The organism is Bombilactobacillus sp. ESL1092 (assembly GCF_058107465.1).
In genome coordinates this window covers 426,816-450,431 of sequence record NZ_CM176594.1, presented here as the reverse complement: position 1 = coordinate 450,431, position 23,616 = coordinate 426,816, and the positions used below count along the sequence as shown (strand labels likewise).

At 35.2% G+C, this 23,616-nt stretch carries 22 protein-coding genes; 12 read left to right on the top strand and 10 right to left on the bottom strand.

Features of this window, described 5'->3' with window-relative positions:
* Positions 1-193: 193 nt before the first annotated feature.
* The 5 genes from AC3B6Y_RS02250 to AC3B6Y_RS02230 all read right to left on the bottom strand — a co-directional run bounded on the left by AC3B6Y_RS02250 (position 194) and on the right by AC3B6Y_RS02230 (position 4,429).
* Positions 194-1,219 carry a sugar kinase gene (locus tag AC3B6Y_RS02250; protein ID WP_489791253.1) on the bottom strand — a complete coding sequence of 342 codons (1,026 nt, stop codon included), beginning with the start codon at positions 1,217-1,219 and terminating at the stop codon, positions 194-196.
* 2 nt (positions 1,220-1,221) lie between these two features.
* On the bottom strand, positions 1,222-1,875 hold the full coding sequence (locus tag AC3B6Y_RS02245; RefSeq protein ID WP_489791252.1) for a bifunctional 4-hydroxy-2-oxoglutarate aldolase/2-dehydro-3-deoxy-phosphogluconate aldolase: 654 nt from the start codon (positions 1,873-1,875) through the stop codon (positions 1,222-1,224).
* A 228-nt stretch (positions 1,876-2,103) separates the two neighbouring features.
* Positions 2,104-2,394 carry a DUF8462 domain-containing protein gene (locus AC3B6Y_RS02240; RefSeq protein ID WP_489791493.1) on the bottom strand — a complete coding sequence of 97 codons (291 nt, stop codon included), beginning with the start codon at positions 2,392-2,394 and terminating at the stop codon, positions 2,104-2,106.
* A gap of 45 nt (positions 2,395-2,439) precedes the next feature.
* The gene (locus AC3B6Y_RS02235; protein ID WP_489769598.1) at positions 2,440-3,222 is read right to left on the bottom strand and encodes a hypothetical protein; all 783 of its coding nucleotides are present in this window, start codon (positions 3,220-3,222) and stop codon (positions 2,440-2,442) included.
* A 205-nt stretch (positions 3,223-3,427) separates the two neighbouring features.
* Positions 3,428-4,429 (bottom strand): choloylglycine hydrolase family protein, encoded by a 1,002-nt coding sequence (locus AC3B6Y_RS02230; RefSeq protein WP_489791251.1) that lies wholly within the window; start codon positions 4,427-4,429, stop codon positions 3,428-3,430.
* 212 nt (positions 4,430-4,641) lie between these two features.
* Here AC3B6Y_RS02230 and AC3B6Y_RS02225 point away from each other — a divergent pair, with 212 nt between their 5' ends.
* Positions 4,642-6,192 carry an RNA-directed DNA polymerase gene (locus AC3B6Y_RS02225; protein ID WP_489791250.1) on the top strand — a complete coding sequence of 517 codons (1,551 nt, stop codon included), beginning with the start codon at positions 4,642-4,644 and terminating at the stop codon, positions 6,190-6,192.
* A gap of 126 nt (positions 6,193-6,318) precedes the next feature.
* On the opposite strand, the gene AC3B6Y_RS02220 is transcribed toward AC3B6Y_RS02225, so the two are convergent.
* From AC3B6Y_RS02220 to AC3B6Y_RS02210, 3 genes are read right to left on the bottom strand one after another with little or no spacing between them, the layout of a single operon-like run.
* Positions 6,319-7,608, bottom strand: coding sequence for a PTS sugar transporter subunit IIC (locus tag AC3B6Y_RS02220; RefSeq protein ID WP_489791249.1), 1,290 nt, complete (start codon positions 7,606-7,608; stop codon positions 6,319-6,321).
* Entirely contained in the window at positions 7,605-9,014 is a 1,410-nt protein-coding gene (locus tag AC3B6Y_RS02215; protein ID WP_489791491.1) for a 6-phospho-beta-glucosidase, read from the bottom strand. Before AC3B6Y_RS02215 ends, AC3B6Y_RS02220 begins: the two co-directional genes overlap by 4 nt.
* On the bottom strand, positions 9,014-9,856 hold the full coding sequence (locus AC3B6Y_RS02210) for a MurR/RpiR family transcriptional regulator (protein ID WP_489791248.1): 843 nt from the start codon (positions 9,854-9,856) through the stop codon (positions 9,014-9,016). The genes AC3B6Y_RS02215 and AC3B6Y_RS02210 overlap by 1 nt, the downstream gene beginning before the upstream one ends.
* Before the next feature lie 825 nt (positions 9,857-10,681).
* On the opposite strand from AC3B6Y_RS02210, the gene AC3B6Y_RS02205 reads away from it, so the two are divergent.
* A complete protein-coding gene (locus AC3B6Y_RS02205) occupies positions 10,682-12,550 on the top strand; it encodes a DUF262 domain-containing protein (RefSeq protein WP_489791247.1) in 1,869 nt (622 codons plus the stop codon).
* Positions 12,551-12,632: 82 nt separating this feature from the next.
* Entirely contained in the window at positions 12,633-13,337 is a 705-nt protein-coding gene (locus AC3B6Y_RS02200) for a hypothetical protein (protein WP_489791246.1), read from the top strand.
* Positions 13,338-13,401: 64 nt separating this feature from the next.
* Here AC3B6Y_RS02200 and AC3B6Y_RS02195 read toward each other — a convergent pair whose 3' ends face one another.
* Positions 13,402-14,130 carry a TRM11 family SAM-dependent methyltransferase gene (locus AC3B6Y_RS02195; RefSeq protein ID WP_489791245.1) on the bottom strand — a complete coding sequence of 243 codons (729 nt, stop codon included), beginning with the start codon at positions 14,128-14,130 and terminating at the stop codon, positions 13,402-13,404.
* A gap of 118 nt (positions 14,131-14,248) precedes the next feature.
* On the opposite strand from AC3B6Y_RS02195, the gene AC3B6Y_RS02190 reads away from it, so the two are divergent.
* From AC3B6Y_RS02190 to AC3B6Y_RS02175, 4 genes are read left to right on the top strand one after another with little or no spacing between them, the layout of a single operon-like run.
* A complete protein-coding gene (locus AC3B6Y_RS02190; RefSeq protein ID WP_489791244.1) occupies positions 14,249-15,094 on the top strand; it encodes a DNA adenine methylase in 846 nt (281 codons plus the stop codon).
* A 37-nt stretch (positions 15,095-15,131) separates the two neighbouring features.
* On the top strand, positions 15,132-15,881 hold the full coding sequence (locus AC3B6Y_RS02185; RefSeq protein WP_489791490.1) for a DNA-methyltransferase: 750 nt from the start codon (positions 15,132-15,134) through the stop codon (positions 15,879-15,881).
* The gene (locus AC3B6Y_RS02180; protein WP_489791243.1) at positions 15,878-16,819 is read left to right on the top strand and encodes a type II restriction endonuclease; all 942 of its coding nucleotides are present in this window, start codon (positions 15,878-15,880) and stop codon (positions 16,817-16,819) included. Before AC3B6Y_RS02185 ends, AC3B6Y_RS02180 begins: the two co-directional genes overlap by 4 nt.
* Before the next feature lie 17 nt (positions 16,820-16,836).
* Positions 16,837-18,108 carry a type II restriction enzyme gene (locus AC3B6Y_RS02175; RefSeq protein WP_489791242.1) on the top strand — a complete coding sequence of 424 codons (1,272 nt, stop codon included), beginning with the start codon at positions 16,837-16,839 and terminating at the stop codon, positions 18,106-18,108.
* A 56-nt stretch (positions 18,109-18,164) separates the two neighbouring features.
* Here the strand turns inward: AC3B6Y_RS02175 and AC3B6Y_RS02170 are convergent, their stop codons facing one another.
* On the bottom strand, positions 18,165-19,001 hold the full coding sequence (locus AC3B6Y_RS02170) for a hypothetical protein (protein ID WP_489791241.1): 837 nt from the start codon (positions 18,999-19,001) through the stop codon (positions 18,165-18,167).
* 353 nt (positions 19,002-19,354) lie between these two features.
* Here AC3B6Y_RS02170 and AC3B6Y_RS02165 point away from each other — a divergent pair, with 353 nt between their 5' ends.
* The 5 genes from AC3B6Y_RS02165 (at position 19,355) to AC3B6Y_RS02145 (ending at position 23,602) form a co-directional block, all read left to right on the top strand.
* Positions 19,355-19,813: a NanQ anomerase/TabA/YiaL family protein gene (locus AC3B6Y_RS02165; protein ID WP_489791240.1), complete on the top strand. Its 459-nt coding sequence runs from the start codon at positions 19,355-19,357 to the stop codon at positions 19,811-19,813.
* A gap of 2 nt (positions 19,814-19,815) precedes the next feature.
* Complete coding sequence (locus AC3B6Y_RS02160) at positions 19,816-21,048, top strand: MFS transporter (RefSeq protein WP_489791239.1); 1,233 nt, start codon at positions 19,816-19,818, stop codon at positions 21,046-21,048.
* 14 nt (positions 21,049-21,062) lie between these two features.
* Positions 21,063-21,530: a YhcH/YjgK/YiaL family protein gene (locus AC3B6Y_RS02155; protein WP_489791238.1), complete on the top strand. Its 468-nt coding sequence runs from the start codon at positions 21,063-21,065 to the stop codon at positions 21,528-21,530.
* Between the two features lie 197 nt (positions 21,531-21,727).
* A complete protein-coding gene (locus tag AC3B6Y_RS02150; RefSeq protein WP_489775217.1) occupies positions 21,728-22,180 on the top strand; it encodes a PTS sugar transporter subunit IIA in 453 nt (150 codons plus the stop codon).
* A 21-nt stretch (positions 22,181-22,201) separates the two neighbouring features.
* Positions 22,202-23,602 (top strand): PTS galactitol transporter subunit IIC, encoded by a 1,401-nt coding sequence (locus AC3B6Y_RS02145; protein ID WP_489791237.1) that lies wholly within the window; start codon positions 22,202-22,204, stop codon positions 23,600-23,602.
* The last annotated feature ends 14 nt before the right edge of the window (positions 23,603-23,616 follow it).

Here is a 23,616-nt window from a genome sequence, read left to right as displayed (position 1 = left end):
AATGAAGACGTTCGTATTGAATACGAACGTCTTTTTTAGTGCAATAGATTGGCATTTGAACTGACGTTAGTAGAGGTAACATTGAAGAAAAGAAAAAACTAACTGGATCAATTTACTGATCTAGTTAGTGAATGAATCGTTCTTACTAATTGATAACAATTTTATTTAAGTGAGTGAAGTTGCTATTCCCAAATTATCTAACGACCCGCATGCCATCTTGTTTGTTCATAACAGACATGATTTCCGAATCTGTGACTAAATTTAAGTCGCCACTAATAGTGAGTTTTAAAACACTAGCAGCGAGTGCATAGTTTAATAATTTTTGAGTATTAAAATCATGTATCAACCCATGAATTAAACCAGCGGCAAACGCATCGCCACTAGCCACGCCTTCCCAGACATGCATGTTATAACTAGGAGTCTCTAACACCTCATTTTGATTGACTAAAAGAGCCATCCATTGAGAATCTTCGACAGAATGAACGTTTCTTAAAATGCTAGCCACAGTTTGACAGTTAGGATATTTTTTCATAATTTGCTGCATACCGTGAATAAAATCAGCTTTTTGATCAATACCATGAGCCATATTACCATCAAAAGCCTTAATGCCTAGAGCGGCCTCAAAGTCTTCATCATTAGCTAAACAAATGTTTACATAAGGCATTAATTGATTCATCGCTGTTTGCGCAGCTTCTTTACTCCACATTTTAGCGCGATAATTCAAATCGCAAATGACGGTAATGTGATTTTTTTGACAAAAATCTAAAGCAACAAGTAAAGTTTGGTATATTTCTGACGAAACTGCTGCTGTGATACCAGAAAAATAAAAGTAGTCAGCATCTTTTAAAATATCTGGCCAATGATATTCGTTAGCCTGAGAAGTGGCAAAAGAACTATTTTGACGATCATAAACAACACTAGTATTGCGAATGCTGGCACCTTTTTCAAAGAAATATATTCCTAAGCGCGGGCCACCTACCATAATATTAGTCGTGTCTACACCATAGCGGCGTAAGGTTCCCAAAGCTGACTGCCCGAGGGCATTATTTGGAACTTTGGTAACAAATTGTGAGTGATCACCTAAAAGAGCTAAAGATGTAGCAACATTGGCTTCAGCTCCACCATATAATCCAGAAAATTGATCAGTTTGAATAATTCTTTGGTTTTCAGCCGGTTTGAGCCTGAGCATTATTTCGCCAAAGGTGACTATCTTTTGCATTGTTAATCACATTCTCCTTGAATACGCAAGATTTCTTGATGATAAGCTTCAGCCCGCTTTTTAATGGAAGCAAAATCTTGTTGACGAGCAGCACCAGTTAAATCACTACCAGTTCCAACTATCACGGCGCCTGCTTTAAACCAACTACTCATGTTGTCTAAGTTGACACCACCGGTAGGCATGATATTGACATAAGGTAAGGGAGCCTTAACGGCCTTGACAAAGTCCCAGCTAACAGTACTTCCAGGGAAGACTTTAACAACTTCGGCACCATAACGCATAGCAGTTTGAATTTCGGTAATTGTCATACAGCCCGGCATATAGGGAATTTGATATTCGTTGCATAATAGAGCGGTTTCTTTGTCAAAGGCAGGACTAACTATAAATCTGGCACCCGACATGATAGCAATCCGAGCTGTAATAGCATCTAAAACAGTTCCTGCGCCAATAATGACATCCTTATCAGGAGAATACTTTTTATTTAATTCGGCAATAATTTGATCAGCTGCGGGAGCTGTAAATGTTAATTCAATTGCTTTGACACCACCATCAATACAGGCTTCCGCGGTCTTATAAGCTTCATCTTTGGAATCACCTCGAACTACGGCAACAATTTTTGCAGTTTTTAATGCTAATACAGTCTCAGTTTTTTGCATAATGCCCTCCTTGAAATATTAATATATTACTTTTACCACAATTATGGTAAACCTTTACTTCGTTAGTTTCAAGTGTTTTGAAGACTATCAATTAATGACTAGTTATGGTCAGAACTAAAAAAACCCCTTCAAAATAATTTTCTTCAATCGAAATGTCTTTGAAAGAGATTTATTGATTTGAAACGGTCAATTTAAACGTGATTTGCTATTATAATTAACCTTAAGGTGTTAAAGCAAATGACTATTATTATAACTGCGAATAAAATCTTTAAAATAAGGTAATGAAAAAGTGACCTTGCCGCGCTCAGGGATTGTGATTAATTGCGAATCTTTTAATCGCGCACGATAAACAGAGAGGTAATTCTTGGGCTTGCCCAATGTGGTTTGAACAAAACTAATCGGTACAATTTTTTGTGTGTAACTAGCCATAGCTTGTAAAAATTTTTGATCAGTGGGAGACAATTCAGTGTAGAGTTTTTCATAAGAATTACGGTAAAGGCCTTGTTTAGTTGCAGATATAGTTTGTTCAATTACTGTTTGGTTAATAACGTCTTTACTGAAGCGCTAAGCATAATAACCAACTGTTTGAAACGCGTAAGGATATCCGCCAGCACTTTTTGCCAGCAATTCTAAGTCTAGTGGGTCAATTAATTTATTTCCCTGTTGAAAAGTCATCTGGTATTTATTGATCACATCATCTTGCGCTAATTGGCTGAGGTAAATGCGATTACTTCTCAATAAAAAGGTTAGGACTTGATCATTTTGTAATTCGGATAAGCGATTAGGTAGTCCAGTCATTAATAAAGCTAAGTTATATTCTTCGCCAATCAGCATTTGGTACATGGAAGCAAATGCGCGAACATCGGAACTGACTTCCATTTCATCAATTTCGATTAAGACAAAAATGTTCCTCTTCTTAAGAGAACTCAGCATTTGTTCTAAAATTCCTTTATAGTCAATTACTGGCGTTGAGCTGTTACTTTTAAATGTAATACCAAACATACTAAAATTTAATTCTGCAGAAAAATGTTTCAAAACTTGTTTCCAATTAATACCCTCAATTTTTTGTAAACCCAGAATTAATTGCATTATTAAATTATCCTGGCTGAGAGTTAATCTGAGACAATACCAGTTTTTTAGTAACTTTAAATTTTGTTCAACATTAAGTAAAAAAACAGTTTTGCCTGATCCGCGAACACCATAGACCAAGGAAGTTTGGTATTTGCCATCTTGACTAGTTAGTCCAGCCAAATAATCATGTAGGATGCTTTCTTGGTTTAAAAGGATTGTGGGTAAACGGCCAAAACTAGGAACAAATGGATTTTGGGATATTTGGGTATTACTCAAGCTTAAAACCTCCAATTTTATACTTTCTTTATACTTCTAATTTACATTTTATACTTCTTTTATACTTGCGAAAAGAATAGTATTAAGACGAAAAGAATAGTATTAAGACAAAAATTATTTAACTTGGATGTACATTTTGTCCTATTAAAAATTAGCCAAAAAAATAACCTGCAGCCATCTTAGTCACAGGTTATTTGGTTTGACGTTAATTTAGATAAGCGATATCTTCATCATCTTGAACTTTGAAAGTCCGATAATCAGTTTCTTGCAATAATTCTGGTGTTAAACGAACGCAATTAATGCGTTGATTGCCATAAGTGGAGTAGTAGTAACTGCGTGATTCTGCACAGATATAAGCACTGTAACAAGTGTAGTCGAAAGTATCATCAGTGGTTACTACAATTCCGCGCGGAATGCTGACGGGTTCTAACATATGATGGGCGAGACTGACACCGGCAGCTTCATCAGCGGCTTGTTCGACATTTTGCTTCATAAAAGCAGTCCGGACAAAGCGACTGACAGGTGTGTAGTCACCAGGTAAACCAAAAGTACCAGAACCTTGACTAAATGGCTTGAGAGTTTTGCCTAAGAAGTCCACATCTTCATGTTGCTTAGGCGTAACAGATAAGTAATTACGTAAGTTAGTTTCATGCCAGTGGTAATCAGGACTATTAGTCATGACGCCAATTGAATTATCAATCAAATGCACGCCGTCAGCTTGAGGTTCGACGATTAAACTAGCACCGGTCGTGTCGGAGAAGATATAGTGCAGTGGTGACACAACTTTTAAAGTTGGATTGGCATCATTTAAAATGGTAATTTGTTCTTGGAATAATTGTTTGATATCAGCTAAATTAGCAGCTTGTGACAAAATAACAGAAATCACTTTGTCAGGGGAAACGCCCCAAGTATTAGCAGCAGCTTCGTCTTGATAGCTACAATAACCAGGAAAATAAAGGGTGCCACCCATCACGCCTTGGTCATTAACACCATCAAAGGTAATTGGTGCTTGATTTTCTAAAGTTCCCATACCTAAGAAGGCATGCTTACTAGTAACCTGTTGGTCACTGCTGTAAGCCGAAGCAAACGTTTTGTTCTGCGGAACGAAGACAACTTCTTGAGCCATCTCCATCATAAAGTCCATGGTGCGCGAAAAGAAGTGTTTCTTATCTTTAGTTTCCATGGTAAAACTACTACAACCGATCATTTTATCACTCCATATTCAATTAGTTGGTAAGCATTATAAGCGTGTCAAAGCGGGAATGCAATCGTCAATTTGAAATAATTTTACAACCTTAATTATACTTGGTACAACTGCAATTGAAATTCATAGTTAATGAATTTCAATTAAAAAGCATGACCGTTTTATAGTATAATTACTTGATAATTTCTTTTGTTAGATGGAAAGAAGGATACATATTGTCAAATAAAAGAGTTTCCGTTATTGATGTAACTTATAAAGAAGCTGAAAATTTTTTCTTAAAACCTGAATCTTATATAACCATAGACTTACCAGTTTATTTTGATTTTAGTAATGTATTAAAACAAGTTACAAAAAAATTTAAAAATGAAAATACCACGATCTTAAACTTGTGTAATAAAAAAAAGCTTATTAATACTGATGTTAATTACACAATGCTTCTTAATAAAGATGGTTTATATGATTGGCGCCCTATAAAAATTGTTAATCCATTTTGCTATGTAGATTTAGTTAAATTACTTACAAATGAAGAAAACTGGAATGAGATAATTAAAAGGTTTATAGATTTTAGGAGTGATGAAAATATAATTTGTATCAGCTTACCTGTAATTTCGAAAAGTGAAGAAAATGATAAAGCAGAAACAATTTTAAATTGGTGGGAAAATTTAGAACAGGCGTCTATAAAATATGCTTTGAATTATAAGTATTGTGTTAAAACTGACGTTACTAATTGCTATGGTTCGATCTATACCCATAGTATTGCTTGGGCAATAATGGGTAAGGAAAAAGCTAAAGTAAATAGAACAGATGATTACCTAGGAAATAAAATAGACCATTGTATACAAAGAATGCAATGTGGCCAAACGAATGGTATTCCTCAAGGAGGGACTGTTTTTGACTTTATTGCTGAAATAGTTTTGGGATATTCTGATCTGCAATTATCTCACAAACTGAATCATGAAAAAATTTCTGATTTTAAAATCATAAGATATAGAGATGACTATAGAATATTTACTAATTCCAAAGATTTAGCCAATCAAATAATGAGATACTTATCAGATATTTTAGCTGATTTAAATATGCATTTTAATTCAAAAAAAACCATGATTACTACAGACATAGTTGGAACCGCTGTCAAACCTGATAAATTGTTTTGGACTAAACAACGTTCGTTGATTCAATTCAAAAAAGGTAAGAAAAAAATTTATAATTTATCTATACAAAAACATTTATGGCAAGTCTATGAATTGGCTAAGAAGTACCCTAATTCAGGTAGTGTTAAAGTTGCATTGCAAGAATTCACATATAGAATATCTAAAGATGACAGTTTTACTAATGAACAATTAGATAAAAACTTTTTTGCGTTAATTGGAATATTAGTTTCTATAATTGAAATTTCACCTAATTCGATTCCTCAAGAAGTATCTGCCATTAGTATTATTTTAGATAAATGTAAAGGAGAGATTAAGGTAGGAGATGTTATTAAGCAAATATTGAAGAAGTTAAAGGACATACCTAATACTAGCTATATAAATGTTTGGTTACAGAGACTTAGTATAACAGATAGTATTTGTAATGAAGAAAGTGAGCACATTGATAAAGATCTTTTATGTCAATCTGTTAAAAAAAATACGTCTATATGGAATTTTAAATGGCTTAATGATGAAGAATTTAAATGTGATAGCATTATTAATGCGAAAAAGCTACACGGTTTGTCTTCATCTGTAATACCTTATGATGAAATTAAAGTTTTTAACGACAATTATTAGTATGTAATTTTGTATGTTGGACTTATAAATAAACAAGCTGAAATCAACTTCAAAACATGTATAGTATTTTTGAATATTGCTTTCAGCTTGTTTTTGTGTAAAATTATTTCTGATCTGTAACTCTTTTTATATTTGTTCTTGTTTAGCGAGCAAATCCAAATCAACTTTGCGAATAAATGGATAGTAAACAATCGTTGATAAGATAATGATAATTAATTGCCATAGAGCTGTTTTCCAGCCACCAATTAAAAAGCCTGAGATGATGGGCGGCGTGGTCCAAGGAACCATCACTCCAGAAAATAACGGTAAGACTCCCCATGCCATTAACCAATAGCTGGCGGCACCAACAATCATTGGAAAGGCAATAAAGGGAATAATGAGATATAGATTTAAGACAATCGGTGTTCCAAAGATGACGGGTTCATCAATATTGAAAACATTAGGCAAGATAGATAATTTACCTAATTCTTTGAGCATGCTTGACTTGGCAAAAAAGGTCATATAAATGACCATGCCGACGACGATCCCGGCTCCCGTCATGCAGAGATAATTATCCCAAAACTGCTGGGTAAAAATGTGACCACCATTCGAAATTGTTAACTTTTTGCCGGCATCGAGTAATGCTTGGTTGGCCGACATATTAGATTGGAGAATGGGGGCTAAAATGGCACCACAAATTGCACCACCGTGCACGCCACACCACCAAAGCAAAGACATGACCATCGACATGATTAAGACACCACCAAAAGAATCGGTGACGCCTTGCAGGGGCGTTTGAATAACAGAATAAATAATTTCAGTAAAACTGATGTTGGCAGTAAATTTAAAGATCGCGTAAACAATACCGGCAACGATTAAAACAACACCTGATGGAATTAGGGAAATAAATGAATTAGAAACTGCTGGTGGAACACCCGCTGGCATTTTTATTTGCCAATTTTTGCGGATACAAAAGCTGTACAACCAGCCAGCCGCTAAACCAACGATGATAGCAGTTATCATACCTTGACCAGCAGTCCAATCTTTGGAAATAGCATTGGTAACCACGACGCCTTTAGCAGACTTAATTTTGAAAGGCATGAGTAAGATAAAAGCTCCTAAGGCGCTTAAACTGCCAGCAAAGGCGGTTTCAATTTTGTCATTTTTTAAATAAACATAGGTAATTCCAGTTACCGCAAAGAAAGACATAAGGGCAAACGAACTAGCATAAATTTGATTGAAGACGTTAGCTAAACCACAGTTGGTGATAGCCTTAGCAACTGCTGGGATAGGAATGTTGGCTAATAACAGAAAAAGTGAGCCGACAATCAGAAATGGTAAAACAAACATCATGCCATCTTTGAGAGCCTGAATAGCTTTAGTATTAGTAAACTTTACGACAATGGGAACTAACTTTTCATTGAGAAATTTTTTCATTTTTGCGCCTCATTTTTAACTCCAAGACAAGCACCATTGGTGGCAATGATATTTTTGTACCAATAAAATGATTGCTTTTTATAGCGCTTGAAAGTTTGAGCATCGACATAAATAAAGCCATAACGTTTTTCAATTTCTCCAGTCGATGCACTAATTAAATCAATCGCGGACCAAGGGGTGTAACCGAGCACGGCAACACCGTCCAGTTCAATGGCTTTGAGCATTTGGGTGATGTGCTGTTGTAAATAGTTGATGCGATAGTCATCATTAACTTGACCGTCAACTAATTGATCATAAGCACCAAAACCATTTTCTACGATAAATAAAGGCTTTTGATAACGTTCATAAATCACATTTAAGATATAGCGTAAACCAATCGGATCAATGGCCCAGCCCCAATCACTTTTGGGAACATTGGGATTAGCAACTTCAGTAAAATCATTGGTAGCGTTAAATTTGGCAGTAGTTGATTTGTAATAACTAAAACCAACATAGTCCACGGTTCCGTGCTTAATTGCCGCTAAATCTTGTTCTGTAATATCTAAGTTGAAATGTTTACGCTCCCATAATTTGGTAACGTAAGTAGGATAAGAACCACGAACTTGTACGTCACTAAAGAAAAAGCGCCGATCCATTGCCTTGACACTGGCCATAACGTCTTGGGGCTGACAAGAATACGGGTAAATTGGACCAAAGTGGAGCATACATCCGATTTGCAACTGTGGATTGATTTTTTTGGCGGCTTGAACAGCTAAGGCACTAGCAACGAATTGATAATGACTGATTTGATACATGGTTTCTTCGGCATTTTCATCAGCTTGATATAAGACACCGGCACCAGTCCAAGCGTTGAAGGGATTATCAATATCAATCAGATTGTTAATTTCGTTAAAGGTCATCCAGTATTGAACCTTGTTAGCGTAACGGTTGAAACAAGTGGTAGCGTAGTGGACAAAAAAGTGAATCAGTTTACGATTACGCCAGCCGCCGTACTCTTTAGCTAAATGGTAGGGCATTTCAAAATGCGAGAGGGTAACCACTGGCTCAATACCATATTTATGGCATTCGTCAAAAACGTGGTCGTAAAACTCTAGCCCCATTTCATTAGGATATTGTTCATCGCCTTGCGGAAAAATGCGTGACCAAGCAATACTTAGCCGAAAACATTTAAATCCCATTTCGGCCATTAGTTTAATGTCTTCCTTATAATGATGGTAAAAATCAATTGCTTGGTGGTTAGGATAGATTGCGTTATCTAAGACACCAGCAGTGATTTGACGAGGATGCTTGACGTCGCCTTTAGTCATGACATCAGTGACACTAACACCTTTGCCCGCTACATTCCAAGCACCTTCGTATTGGTTGGCAGCAACGGCACCACCCCATAAAAAATTACTTTGCAAAATTATTTTCCTTCCTTTGACTGATCAACTTGGTGTGAGATACATTGGACTGATTGATAATTGGCTAACATTTTAAAAGAAACCAGAACATCAAAGAGATACTGTAAGGCGGCCACGTAGACCACGTTACTTAAATCCAGTGTTCCTTTGGTAGTCATAATGACAATTGTTTCATCACAAAATTGGCAAATTGAGCGTTGTGTGCTATCACAAACAACTATGGTGCGATAGTTTTGGTGGCGCAATTGTTGAGCAACTTGATACATTTGCTCATTGTTGCCCGTGTGTGTCAAAATAAAAGCGACTATTGGTTTTTGATTAGCTTGAGCCGTATTAGTGTGCATCGGATTGGGCGCATTATAGGCATTGGCATTGCAACCAACTTCTTCTAATTCCCAACAAAAACTCCGCGCTAATTCATAATTTAAACCCTGACCGTAAATTTCAATACGCTCAGCTTGTTGAACCAGCTTAATGACGCGTAAGATAGTTTGGGCGTCTAATAAACTGTTGGTATATTCAATGGCGCGTTGATGAATTTGCTCCACGCGTTGAAAGACGTCCGTGATAGATACACTAGTATCTAGTGGTTTGACATCTAAGTCTTCTCGTAATTTGATAATATTGGGCAGTTCTGAAGCAAAATGATACTTGAATTGAGAATAGCCACTAAACCCCGCCTTTTGACATAAACGAACCACGGTTGCTGCACTGGTATAACTATCCTTGGCTAGTTGGTTGATGTTTAATTCCAAAATTTTTGTAGGATTGTGGATAATATACTCTAAGACTACTTGTTCCTGTGCTGTTAAATTAACAATCGCTTGCATCTCATCTAAGATCATAAAATTTCAAGTTCCTTTCCAGTCGACATGGAAGAGAGGCTATAGCTTTAATACAACCTCACAAGTATTATAAGAGGGTAAAAATAGCGATTCAATGGTTATTGATTATATTGGTAATCGTTTTCAAAAAAGCGCGGTTTTTATTTTAAAATTGGAAGATAATTTCAAAAATAGGCTGAGACACAAAAGGATTAGTCGATTAATGTAACCTAATCTCTTGGCCTCAGTCTTTTGGGCAATAAAGAATTAAACTAAAATGTTGGTTTTGATGTTGAAAAATCAATTGATTGGCTGGTTAACAAGAAAGTAATAATTAAAATGGAGGGATTAATGCACCAAAGCATACACAATAAAAAAGCTAGTCATTAAGATTAGCTTTCGGTTAGTCACCACAATCCTAACTAAGTATGTTCAGTACTATTTTCAAATTGGATTAGAGACTAGTTATAGATTATAGATTTGTTTCAATAAAATAATTTGTGGATTGATACAAGATTTATTCGACGTCTCGAATAAATGGTATGAACTCACGACGAAATTTTTTCTGTTGCTAAATCTTTAAGGGTACAAAAACATATACCATTTGTTTACAACAATTAATAAATAATGGTAAATATGTACTGTAATAATAGCTTGTTTTATATGATTTGTCTATATACCATTTAGTTTACACTAAATATAATTTGTAGCATACAAGAGCCTCCTTGACTTTTGATTTTTAATAGGTAATATTAGATTAAAGGTTATGAGGACTTTAACATCTTTTATTGATATGATATCACTTTTATGGACTTATATAGCAATCAAAATCGAGGACCTGATTTTATGCGAACAGAAGAAGAACCGATTATTAGAAATTTAGATGGTACTGGTAAAAGACTGGTCATACCTGTTTATCAGCGAAATTATGATTGGCAACGAGCTAATTGTCGGCAATTGTATCAAGATTTGTTAACAGTTATTAAAGAAAAACAAAGCAATCATTTTTTTGGCAGTATTGTCCAAATTCATGACGAAGGCTCGTCTGGTGATGAGGTTATTATTGATGGCCAGCAACGAATGACAACGGTTTATTTACTATTATTAGCAATCGTTAATCTTTTAGATGCAAAAAAAGTTGAAAGTCATGATTTACAATTGTTACCACGAATTAGAGAGAGTTATTTAATTGATAAATATGCACCTGAAGGAGCATGTTTAAAACTTAAACCGATTTATGATGATGAATTGGCGTTACAAAAGCTAGTAACAGGACAAGTCGGTGACTATATTAAAGCGTCTAATGTTACAACTAATTACTTATATTTTTACGATACTATTTTACAAAATAAAGTCGATATTGATGAACTATTTGCAGCTATTAATAAGTTACGGATTGTTAAGATAACTCTAGATCCACGCGAAGATAATGCTCAATTGATTTTTGAAAGTTTAAATTCAACGGGAGTAGATTTAACCGAAGCTGATAAAATTCGTAACTATGTTTTGATGAATCAGTCCCAAAGACTGCAAGAAAAATATTATCAACAATACTGGCACAAAATGGAGCAATTAACGCAGTATCAAGTGTCTGATTTAATTCGCGATTTTTTGACCTTGAAGTTAAAGCGTGTTCCTAAAATTAATCAAGTTTATCCTGAGTTTAAAAAATACGTTCAAAAATCTAAGCTTGAAATTGAACCAGTTTTACAAACGATCGAAACGTTCATTTTTCGGCGGCTGATTTGTGACTTATCAACAAATTCACTCAACAAAGTTTTTGCCACTTTATATAATGATATTACTAAGTTGGCTGCTAGTGCTGAACAGTTTGTGCCTGTCCTTAATTATATTTTACTGAATAAACAGGATTCAGGACGCTTGCCAAATGATCATGAATTTTCTAATGCTTTAGCAACTAAAGATATTTATCGCATGCAATCTAAAAATAAGCGTTACTTATTTAATCGGTTAGAAAATCAGAATTCACGTGAACGGGTTAATGTGCTGGAAAATATGAATAATGGTACTTATACAATTGAACATATTATGCCACAAACTTTATCTACGATTTGGAAGAAGGAGTTGGGGGCCAATTATCAACAAATTCACGATCGGTGGCAAAATCGATTGGCGAATCTGACGTTAACGGCCTATAACAGCAATTATAGTAATCGCTCTTTTGCAGAAAAGAAGACCATGCCAGATGGGTTTAATCACAGTGGTTTTCGAATGAGTGAGTTTATGAAAAACTGTGATCATTGGACGGAAAAAGAATTATTGGAGCGAAACGATTTATTAAAGCAGCAGGCTTTAATATTATGGTCTTATCCAATAACGAATTACGTTCCACCGGTTAAGATATATGAACAACATACCATTGATGAAGATTATCAATTTACCGGTAAAAAATTAGTATCATATACTTTTCAAGGTACGACGTATCCAGTTAAGTCTTGGCGGGAAATGTATATTGCCATGATTCATAATTTTATGGAAATTGATCCAACCCCGATTTATAAATTGGTCGCTAGCAAAGCTACTAAAGGTTTGGGATTGCATTTTACTAGTGAGTCTGTTTCTGTAACTAAAGAAGTAACAGATGGAGTTTATGTCAACGTTAATACTGATACTTGGAATAAAATTCACATGTTGCGCAAACTATCTGATCTGTATCAGGTTGATATGAATGAGTTAGTGTTGGAAGTGAGATAGATGAGGAAAATTTATTAGTAATAATTATTGAATATTTGGATCTAAGTACTTATTCAATATAATGTAGAGGAAGAGATAAAAGATGCAAAATAAAGGGATAAAAATTAATTGGTCATTTATTGTTTCTGTTATTGCCTTATTGGTTTCTTTATATGCATATTTTTTAAATAGAACTAATGAGCCGTTGAATATTGATACAGATTATTTTTCAGTAAAACCTGGTGTTGATGGAATTATAGGTATATCTACAAATATTAAGCAAGGAAAATTGGGCTCAATTTATATAGCAAGTGCAGACGGGGATGGTGTTAATGCATTGAATATCTCTAACGATATTAACCATAATATTTTTGATAGAAAATCATTATCCCAATCTCATGAGAAAGACTATACTGTTAAGATTAATTACGAATCTAAAAAAATTTTATTGCATAGCAATGACGGCAATAACTATATATATGGATTTGTAATATATAAAGATGCTTATAGCAATTCATTTCAAACAGATTGCTTATATATTCCTCTGAGACCGGGGCATAAATCTATAGTTGATTTTAGGAAAAATATGGGATTTATGAAATACAAAAAAGAAGACTTAGATGGTGCAATTATAACTAACGACTATTTAGTATCCAAATTTAACGTAGACAAATCTGTAAAAAGTGTTGATGAAGAAATAAAAAAACAAAAAATGACACCGGATTACAGTATCAATTATCGTAAAATAGAGCATGATAGAAAGAATATATTATGTTATTTTAAAACTAAATTTAATGATAATTATTAAAAAATTATTTTATAAATAATTTTTTATTTACATAAAGGCTTGTATAGTCCTGACTTATTATATTTTATTTTTTCACCACAAATAAATACTCATGTGCCAATAACAAAAAATCACGCTGTTGCTTATTTTTCCATTTGCTAGAGCCCTTACAGTTAAACTGTTCTTTAATAATAATTTCTTTCAGTTGGAATTTGTTTTTTAAAAAAGTATTTAAAACTTCAAATCCCAGTGGCATAACTAATCCATGTTTTCGAATGTCACCAATTAAGATAGCACAATACTTGTTTTCTTTGAGTATTCTTCGACATTCTTTTGCTACTAAATTCATTTTCTGTAGAAATTGCTCATAATTTAGTAACGATAAATCGTCTAATTGTCCTTGGCTGTAGTGAATAATGTCAGCATAAGGCGGATGTGTACATATTAAGTCCACTGATTGGTCAGGAATAAAATCCAATTTGCAAGCATTACCTTGTTTAAGATAAGTTTTATAATCGTAATTCCATTTGAAGTTTAATTTTTTGCGTGTAATTTGTAAAGCTCTGTCATTAATATCAACTCCTAGACCAATTCGATTTAATAATTTGGTTTCTACAAGAGTAGTTCCACCACCCACAAACTGATCTAAGACAATGTCACCTTCTTGTGAATATTTCAAAATGATATTGCGGGGTACATAGGGACTCCAATTACCACGATATTTACTATCGTGTGTTGCCCAATTTCCATGTTCAGGAAAAGACCAGATTGAAGTTTGTTCTAACTTGAAATTATCAGGTTGCATTTTAGTCATTATGTCAATTACCTCTTCATTTTTTAATTACGCGAAAGTAGGTGATTGACTTTTTTGATAGTTTGACTATGATAAGATGTTTACAGATAATGAATTATTTAGGAGAAACCACTTTATCATGACTTTATCAAAAGCAAACTCAAAATTAAGCCCAGTTACCAAGTGGGTTGGCGGTAAACGCCAGTTATTAACTGAGTTACATGAATATCTGCCTGCTAGTTTTAATCGTTACTTTGAACCATTTGTTGGTGGTGGGGCATTGTTATTTTCGTTGGCTCCTAAACAAGCAACGATTAATGACTTAAATACCGATTTAATTGCTTTATACGAAACTATTAAAAATAATCCCGAAGAATTAATTTCTTTATTGCAGAAACACCAATTAAATAATAGTAAAGATTATTATTTGAAATTGCGGGCGTTAGATCGTAGCGATGCAATCACTAGGTTAACTAAAGTTGAACGTTCTGCGCGGATTTTATACATGTTAAAAGTGGATTTTAATGGGATGTATCGGGTCAACTCTAAGGGACAGTTCAATGTTCCTTATGGTCGCTATAAAAATCCTAAGATTGCTAATCAAGATAACATCTGTGCCGTGAGTGAGTATTTTCAAACAAATGAGATTACTTTTTTAAATGGAGATTTCGAACAAGCAGTAACTGATGTGCAAACTGGTGATCTAGTCTATTTTGATCCACCATACATTCCGTTAACTGAGACCTCATCGTTTACTGCTTATACAGCAGATGGCTTTGAGTTCACTGATCAGCAGCGTTTGCGAGATGCTTTCTTTGTTCTTGCGGATAAGGGAGCTTATGTTATGCTGAGTAATTCAGATACTCCGCTAACGCGTGAGCTTTATCGAGATGCTAAAATTCATCCGGTTGCTGCTAATCGTTTTATTAACTCTAACTCAAAGAAGCGTGGCAAAGTTGGTGAGTTGATTATTACTAGTTATTAACTGGGAGGCAAAGTTGAAGACTATTTTGGCTGATGAAATGACAACTTTAATTCAAGCTGATAGTTTTTATTATTTAAAAAATTCGGCGGCTGAATCAATAGATTTAATTGTGACAGATCCGCCTTATTTTTTAAGTAATGATGGCATATCGAATCACAGTGGGCACATGGTTAGTGTTAATAAAGGTGACTGGGATCAGCTGCAAGCAGAACAAGTGGAACATTTTTATCAAAAGTTAATCCAAGAATTTCAACGTATTTTAAAACCGGATGGGACCGTTTGGATTTTTGGTACAATGCATAATATTTATTTGATTGGTTATCTTTTAAAACAATATAATTTTAAAATTTTAAATAATATTACATGGCAAAAAACTAATCCAGCACCTAATTTAAGCTGTCGAATGTTTACGCATTCTACAGAAACCATTTTATGGGCTAAAAAAAGTACTGGAAAACAGTACTTTAACTATGATTTAATGAAACAAGAAAATGGTGGTAAGCAGATGAAAGATGTTTGGACCACTTCAACGGTATCCAAAAGCGAAAAACGCTTCGGTAAACATCCCACGCAGAAGCCATTGTCGGTTTTGTTAAGGATTTTGCAAGCATCTGCCAAATCTGGTGACTTAATTTTAGATCCCTTTATTGGATCGGGAACAACAGCCGTTGCTGGTAGAATGTTAGGCTTCAAAACAATTGGAGTTGATAATTCTAGTGAGTATTTAGGAATTGCAAAGCAACGAATTTTAGATTATCAAAATGAAAGAATAGGTAAAATTAAGTGAATACACTAGGTAATATTAGTTATGCTCAATATTTGAATGCACCAGTCGATGATAAATTTAACTATTTTATGAGTACGCTTTTTCCAACTAATCGAACGCCATCATTTTGGGTTAATTGGGACAATGTTGTAAAAAACATGCAGGAACATGAAATCAATTTAAATACGTTAAATTATTTAGTTGGCAAGCCTGATATTGAAACTAAAGCTATTCAATTATTCAAAGAACAACCACAATTACTCAAAACTGTACCAATTTTGTTAGCTTGTCGTGATAAAGAGTTAGCGGTGCTTGATGTTTCTTCTACCGGTAGATTAGGTACATATAATTTGAATTTTGAAGAGCCCGATTTGAATAAGTTGGATAATTACATTACTTTTTTGCGTGAATCAGGCTTATTTGTGTTTTTACAAAGTAATTTGAACAAATCATTAGTTGACTATGTCTATGGTGTTCAAGCTGGATTAGATAGTAATGGACGAAAAAATCGTGGTGGTACCCAAAATGAAGATGTTTTGGAAATTAACTTAAAGAACTTAGTTGCTAAGTTTTCGAATTTAGAATATACAACACAGGCAACGCGTGACCATATTGAGAAAAGTTGGCATATTTCAGTTCCAGAAGCGTTAGATAAAAGTAAAAAAGGTGGCCGTAGATATGACGGTGCAGTTTATAATCAAAACACTGGTTGTATCACGGTGATTGAAACCAATTTTTATGTCAGCAGCGGTTCAAAGTTAAAATCTGTTTGCGGTGAATTTAGTGAGATGTATAGTTCTTACTTAAAATCAGCATCTAATGTGAATTTTGTCTGGATTACTGATGGTCCAGGTTGGAATCAAGCTAGGAATCCACTGCATGAAGCATTTACAATCATTCCCAAAATTATTAATTTAAATATGATCAATGCGGGTTTTTTGGAAAAGGCAATTATTTAATAAATGGTGAATTAAAAATGACTAAAATAGATGATAAATGGGAAGAAATTTTTCGTAAATATAATATTTTGAGCATACTTGAAAGGGATAATAAATTTCCAATTTGTGCTGATCAAATCAAGAAGTTTTATGAACCACGATTAATGACAAAATTTGATTTTGGCTCTTCGTTACCCAAAATATTTCGTGATAATAATTTGTCAATTCTGCCTGACTCTCGTGGAACTTATTTAATTGGCAGATTTAAAGCATATTATCATTTTGATTATCAAGAATTAAAGCCAATCCGCGTTCAAATTCCTAATTGGGTGCGAACTTTTGATAATCTACCTGTAAGTTCTGAAGCATTGGCTATTAATGTTGCTCAAATGACTGGCATGATAGATTATGTGATGAATAATAATGATAATCAAATATCAGCAATTAGTACACTCAATGGTCGCTTATCTTCTCAAAAGTTTAGTTACTATATTGATCTAAAAGATAGTACCCCAGTAAAAATCGATGTTGAAAATAGTCAAATGGAAATTGATGGAGCATTTGAAACTTCCAATTTAGCAATGATTATTGAAGCTAAAAATACGATTCCTAATGATTTTATTATTCGTCAATTGTATTATCCTTTTAGGATGTATAACAATATTATGAGTAATAAGCTAATTGTTCCAGTTTATTTGACGCATGTTGACGGTATTTATGGATTTCATATTTTTGAATTTAACGATATTGATAACTACTCTAGTATTAACAAAATTAAACAAATTAATTTTATAGTGGATCAACAACTAAATCTGGATTTAATGGATGTTAAGTCAATTAGTGATCATAGCAAGAATCTTCCTGAAAGTAATACGCAGGTATTTCCTCAAGCTGATAGTCTTAGTTTGCTTATGGAAATGTTAAGCAATTTAATTAATTCTAAGGATAAATATGAATTAGTTAAAAACTGTGGATATCAAGCGCGACAAGGTGATTATTATGGAAATGCACTAGTTTATTTAGGTTTTGCTGAAAAGATTGAAGGAAAATTTCAAAGAACAGAATTGGGGAACAGAATAGCTAGAATGTCCAATTCTAATGATCGTAATCGAATAATTATTCAGCAAATCATTAACCATAAAGTTTTTAATGTAGTATTTAAGTACTACCTCAAACATAATGAGCTTTCTGATGACTATATTGATAAGGTTTTAATTGAGCATTTACCTAACTTGAGCTCAGAGACTATTAAAAGACGTCGTAGTACCGTAAAGTACTGGCTTAATTGGATTATTGATGTTGCCGCTTAATAATACTTATGTAGATAAAAGGTGCCGATAATTAATTGAATCAGCACTTTTTATTTTTATTCTCTTCCCCGATCATCCGCAAAACCTTCATCTTGCTGTTGTTGAGCTAATTGGTTAGAACGATAATAATGCATATCCGTCCACATTCCTGCACCACTAGCTGCAAATAGGACGGGCGTTTGTTGGCCATCAATGTTTTCATTCATAATGTAGTAATATGTTCCATCACCAGCACTTTGGTACCAGCCACGTAAGTCAACAATTGGCGAAAGTGGTGCAGTATCAAAATTTGCGGTTTGTGGATCGATAGTAGATAAAGCGACCCAATTTTGCATGCGATTTTGTTGCTCTGCATTTAAAGAACTTGTGCCCGTATTTAAAATTGCTTGGTCGTCAGCAGGGCGCACGCTGCCATCGTAAGCATAACTATCCTGACCATCGACACTAATCTTATTGCCCATAAAAGTAATGGATTTAACAGCATCAGAATCTTCATCATAACCGTACCAAGTGCCCTGCATACTTGCTGGAAAATCGACTTTTTTAAATTCACTGTCACTCGTAGCTGGTTGGGATTGCGTTTTGGCGGTTGACGTTTGCTCATTTTGTGCAGTTGCCACTTGAGGTTGTTCGGGATTAGGGTTAGTCGTCCATAAATTGGCAGCAATTTTGGCTAATTGCTGTCCATGAATGTTCTTGGTTGTTATGATTTGCCATTGACTACCTGCAGCTAACAATTTTCCTAGTACCTTGTGACCATTGGTAGAATAGAGGTTTGTCGTTTTAGCAGTTGTAGTCAGTTTGGCAGCTGTTAGTGGTTGTTTATGCAATTGGCTGCCACCAATACTTAATAAGGTAGCACTAAGTAACATATAAATTGTTCTTTTCTTCATCTTAAATCCTCCTTAAATTATAAATAGCACTTTGTGTAATTAATTTCAAATGAAATTAGCAGTGCTCTGCAGAATTAGAACAATTGATAATTTTTTCACAATAAAGTATTGCTTTTTAAAACCAAAGCGATTACAATTTCTGTGTAAAGTTAGTTAACCGTTTTAGTAAAAAAAGAATAATTAATAATTATTTATTAGTTGCTATTTATTGACTTACTACACAAAAAAGTGAATTTAATTAATATTAAACGATTAACTAAAAATAATTAAGACAAACCGGTAGCTTAATTTGCTTTACATTAAATAAGTTAAGCGTTTAACTTTAGCTCAATTAAAAGGAGGTAAGTGTTGCCATGTTATTAACAAAACTCAGCGATTATCAAGCCTGCGACTATCAAAAATTAGCTAGGGCCATTCAGTTTTTACAAGTAACAGATTTGACAAAGACGCCGTTAGGAAAAAGCCACCAACAAGGGGAGAGCTTTTATTGTCAAACATTGGAATATACGACTCAAAAAATTACTGATTTTAATTTTGAAATTCATCAGCAGCGCTTGGATCTGCATTATCTAGTCGAAGGTACTGAAGAGATTGACATTGCGACGGATACCAATGTGCGATTATTAGGTGCTTATAATGCGCAACGGGATTTGCAATATGTTCAGCCACCGACAAATTATCAAAAAATAATTTTACATGCTGGTGATTTAGTTTTAATTGGGATGCATGAACCACACCGCACCAACGGTTTAGTTCATGAACCAACACACGTACGCAAAATTGTTTTGAAACTTGGCAGTGAGGAGGAATAAAAATGTCTGAGTCTGCAACTGGTAAATGGAATGCCAAGCAGATTTTAATTCTAGCAGGTATCTGGTTCGCTTTTTTAATTAGTTTTATTACGCGGCTATCGTGGTCAACAATTATGCCGGCGGTGATTGATTCGTTACATTTCACAGTGCAACAAGGTAATTCATACGTTACGGCCTTTTATATTGGCTATGCAATTACGGTTTTGCCAGGAGGGATGCTGGCTGATAAGTTTGGTTATCGTAAATTGTTATTGACTGCGGTGGCTGGCAATTTGGTAGTTATGTTTGCCATGGTCTTTATGCGCGGTTATTGGGACGGGCTGATTTTACGTTTTGTCTTAGGTTTAGTTAGTGGTCCTGATTTATCAGCGTGTTTAGGCATTATTACAGAATGGTTTGATGGTAAGAAACGTGCCACGGCCACTGGAATTTTCAATACTTGTACCTCGTTTGGTTTAACCGTCATCAACCTATATGCGCCCACTGTTTTGGTTCATTATGGTTGGCGGGCAGCTCTAGCAGTCACGGCTTTGTTTCCGTTAGCAGCGTTAGTTTTTTCCTATTTTACTTTAAAAGGAACACCACCATTTCCGCAACAATTTAAGGTGAAAACTAAAACTGGTCAAGTGAAAGAAGAATCAGCTTTGATGCGTTTGAAACACGCCATTAATAATCGCAGCGTTTGGTTATTAGCGTTGACCGGCTTATTTGCCACAGGCGCCAAGTGGGGCGTGACTAATTGGGCTAATTTATTTATTGTGAAAAGCTTGAAGTTTAGTTTGGTGAAAGCCGGTACCGCCATGTCCATCTTTGGTATTACTTCGGTAATTTCAATGGTCGTAGCGGGATGGATTTCTGATCATTCCAAACTATCGCGCCATCTTTGGGCAGCAATTTTTATGGCAATTTTCACACCCACAATTATTGGTTTTGCTTTAATGCCACACGGCAACTTAGCCTTGTTGTACTTTTGGACGGGTGCAATGGGTGTCGGAGCATTTATGTTTAGCACGATCACCAATAATCTGTCCGTGGAAGTGGCTCCCGCCGATCAACGTGGGACGGTTTCAGGCTTCATCAACGTCTTTAATCAAGTTGGTTCTTTTATTGCGCCCGTAATCTTAGGCCAAATTTTGGCGGTTACAGGCAGCTATGTGACTTCGTATTTAATCATTGCCGCGTTTCCGTTAGTTGCGGTAGTAGCACTTTTATTTGTACGCGAAGAAAAAGAATAGAGGAGAGAATAATTATGGAATTTGGAGCAAGTAAACAACATCAATTTAATACGACCGTTCAAAAACGGATTCAAACAGCTTTAGATTGGCTAGATGCGCGTTCAACCCAGGAATTGTTAGCTGAACCGTTGGGTAAAAAGCAAATTGCACCGGGCGTCGAATTACGATTTCAAGAATATGACACCCGAGACTATCAGACGATGAACTACGAAACCCATCGGGAACATATTGATATTCACTACATGATTACGGGTGCTGAATGGGTGCGTTTTAGTGATGCGGGAACTGCTAAACCCGTTAGTCCTTATGATCCTAAAGAAGAGATTCAATTTTTTAGACATCCTAAGACGCATGGTAAAGCTTTATTGACTGAACGACATTATGCAATCTTTTATCCGTCGGATTTGCATGCTGCTCATGGGATGGTTGCTAACAAAGTAGGACATAATCATAAATTGTGTGTCAAAATTGCTATTAATTAAGCATTTTAGTTAATCGCTTAACTACAAAATAAATGAAGCATTATTGGATTACAGTAATCTAATAATGCTTTTTTTGTGTGATGGTGCAGTACTTGCACCAAGATTTCGTTGGATTTGCACTATTAAAGCGCTTTTATGAATGGTTAAATAAAACGTGAACAGAAATAGCAGCCAAAGAGAAAGGGGGGAAGTAAAAGTTGAATCTTTTGAGTTCTCAGTTAGTATTTGCGCAAGTTGAAGCAAAAACTTCATCTGAAATCATTCAATATTTGGCACAACAGCTGCAAATGTTTGGCAAAGTACAACCAAATTTTTCTCAGGCAGTTCAAGACCGAGAGCTTAAGCAACCGACGGGGTTACCTAGCGGTAAAATTGCGGTTGCTATCCCACATACAGACGTTGAATACGTCAAGCAACCGGCGTTAGCTTTTGCGACCTTAAGGCGGCCTGTCAAGTTTCATAATATGGCCGTTACTGAACAACTGCTGGATGTGCAAGTTGTGGTGATGCTGGCCTTGAAAAACCCGCATAGTCAGGTACAGATGTTACAAAAGCTGATGACTTTGTTTCAAAATCAAGTTTTATTAGAACAACTAGTTCAAATTCAAGACCAGCAACTTTTGTTTCAACAGCTTGTGGCAAATTTTTAGTTAATAATTGAGGAGATAGGTATGAAACCGATAATTAATTTCATTATGTATATTGTTGGACTGGGGCCAACGGTTTTGATTCCCATTATTATGTTGATTTTTGGTTTGTGCGTGCGGGTACCTTTTACTAAAGCTTTACGTGGTGGCTTAATGGTCGGTATTGGTTTTATTGGCTTAAATGCCACGGTTTCGATTTTGACCAGTGTCATGAATCCTGCCATTAAACATATGATTGCCGTGATGCATTTAAATTTACAGGTCATTGATGTTGGGTGGCCATCTGCTTCAGCGATTGCTTACGGAACAGCAGTCGGAGTCAGTATGATTCCCCTCGGAATTGTGATCAATTTGATAATGTTAGTTACGAAAACCACTTCAACTATTGATGTCGATATTTGGGATTTTTGGCATTTTGCTTTTAGTGGTTCTTTGGTTTACGCTTTAACTAAAGATATTGTCTTGAGCTTGTTCTTGGCGAGCGTCAATATGATTGTCATTATGGTCATTGCTGATCGTACCGCTCCGTTATCTGAAAAATATTTAGGGTTACCGGGAATTTCTATTCCACATGGTTATGCTGGTTCCTTTGTTCCAATTGCCATTGTTTTTAATTGGATTTTAGATAAAATTCCGGGAATTAATAAGATCCATCTAGATGCCAAAGACTTTAACAAAAAGTTTGGCTCTTGGGGTGAACCAACATTATTGGGCTTTATTATTGGACTGGTGATTGGTATTTTGGCTTATGGCTTTATTCCGGGCATGACGCTGGCTACTAAGTTAGGCAAAATTATGTTAATGGGGGTTACGCTTTCCGCCGTCATGATCATTACGCCTAAAATGGCAGCGCTATTATTACAAGGCGTCGTACCTGTTTCTAATGCGATTCAGTCTTTTACGCAGAAAAAATTTTCCGGTAAACGCAAAATCTATATTGGAATGGACACGGCAGTGGGCATTGGTAGTCCGGTTGTTTTGGCCTGCGCGACTTTAATGATTCCAGTAGCATTGTTGTTTGCTTTTATCTTACCAGGTAATCAGTTCTTACCAACCATTGGCTTAGTTGGTTTTGTCTTTATGTTTCCATTAATTGTTTCGATTACACACGGGGATTTTTTCCGGTCCTTTATTATTGGCGCAATTAACGTGGTGATTGGTTTATGGATTGGGACGAATTTAGCCCCCTTGATTACGAAATGTGCTCGGGCGGCGCACTTTGCTATTCCCAAGGGTTCGTCATTAATCTCCAGTATTGATTATGGTTCTAATCCATTTCCATGGTTATTTGTTCAAATTGCACCTTTCAAGTTCATTGCTTATGTCATCGGAATTATTCTTATTGTTGGTTTGTGTTGGTGGAATCGTTCGAAAATCATTGCTGAAGAAAAAGCACTTGATCAAACAGAAACACCTACCAAATAATTTAGTTGAAGGAG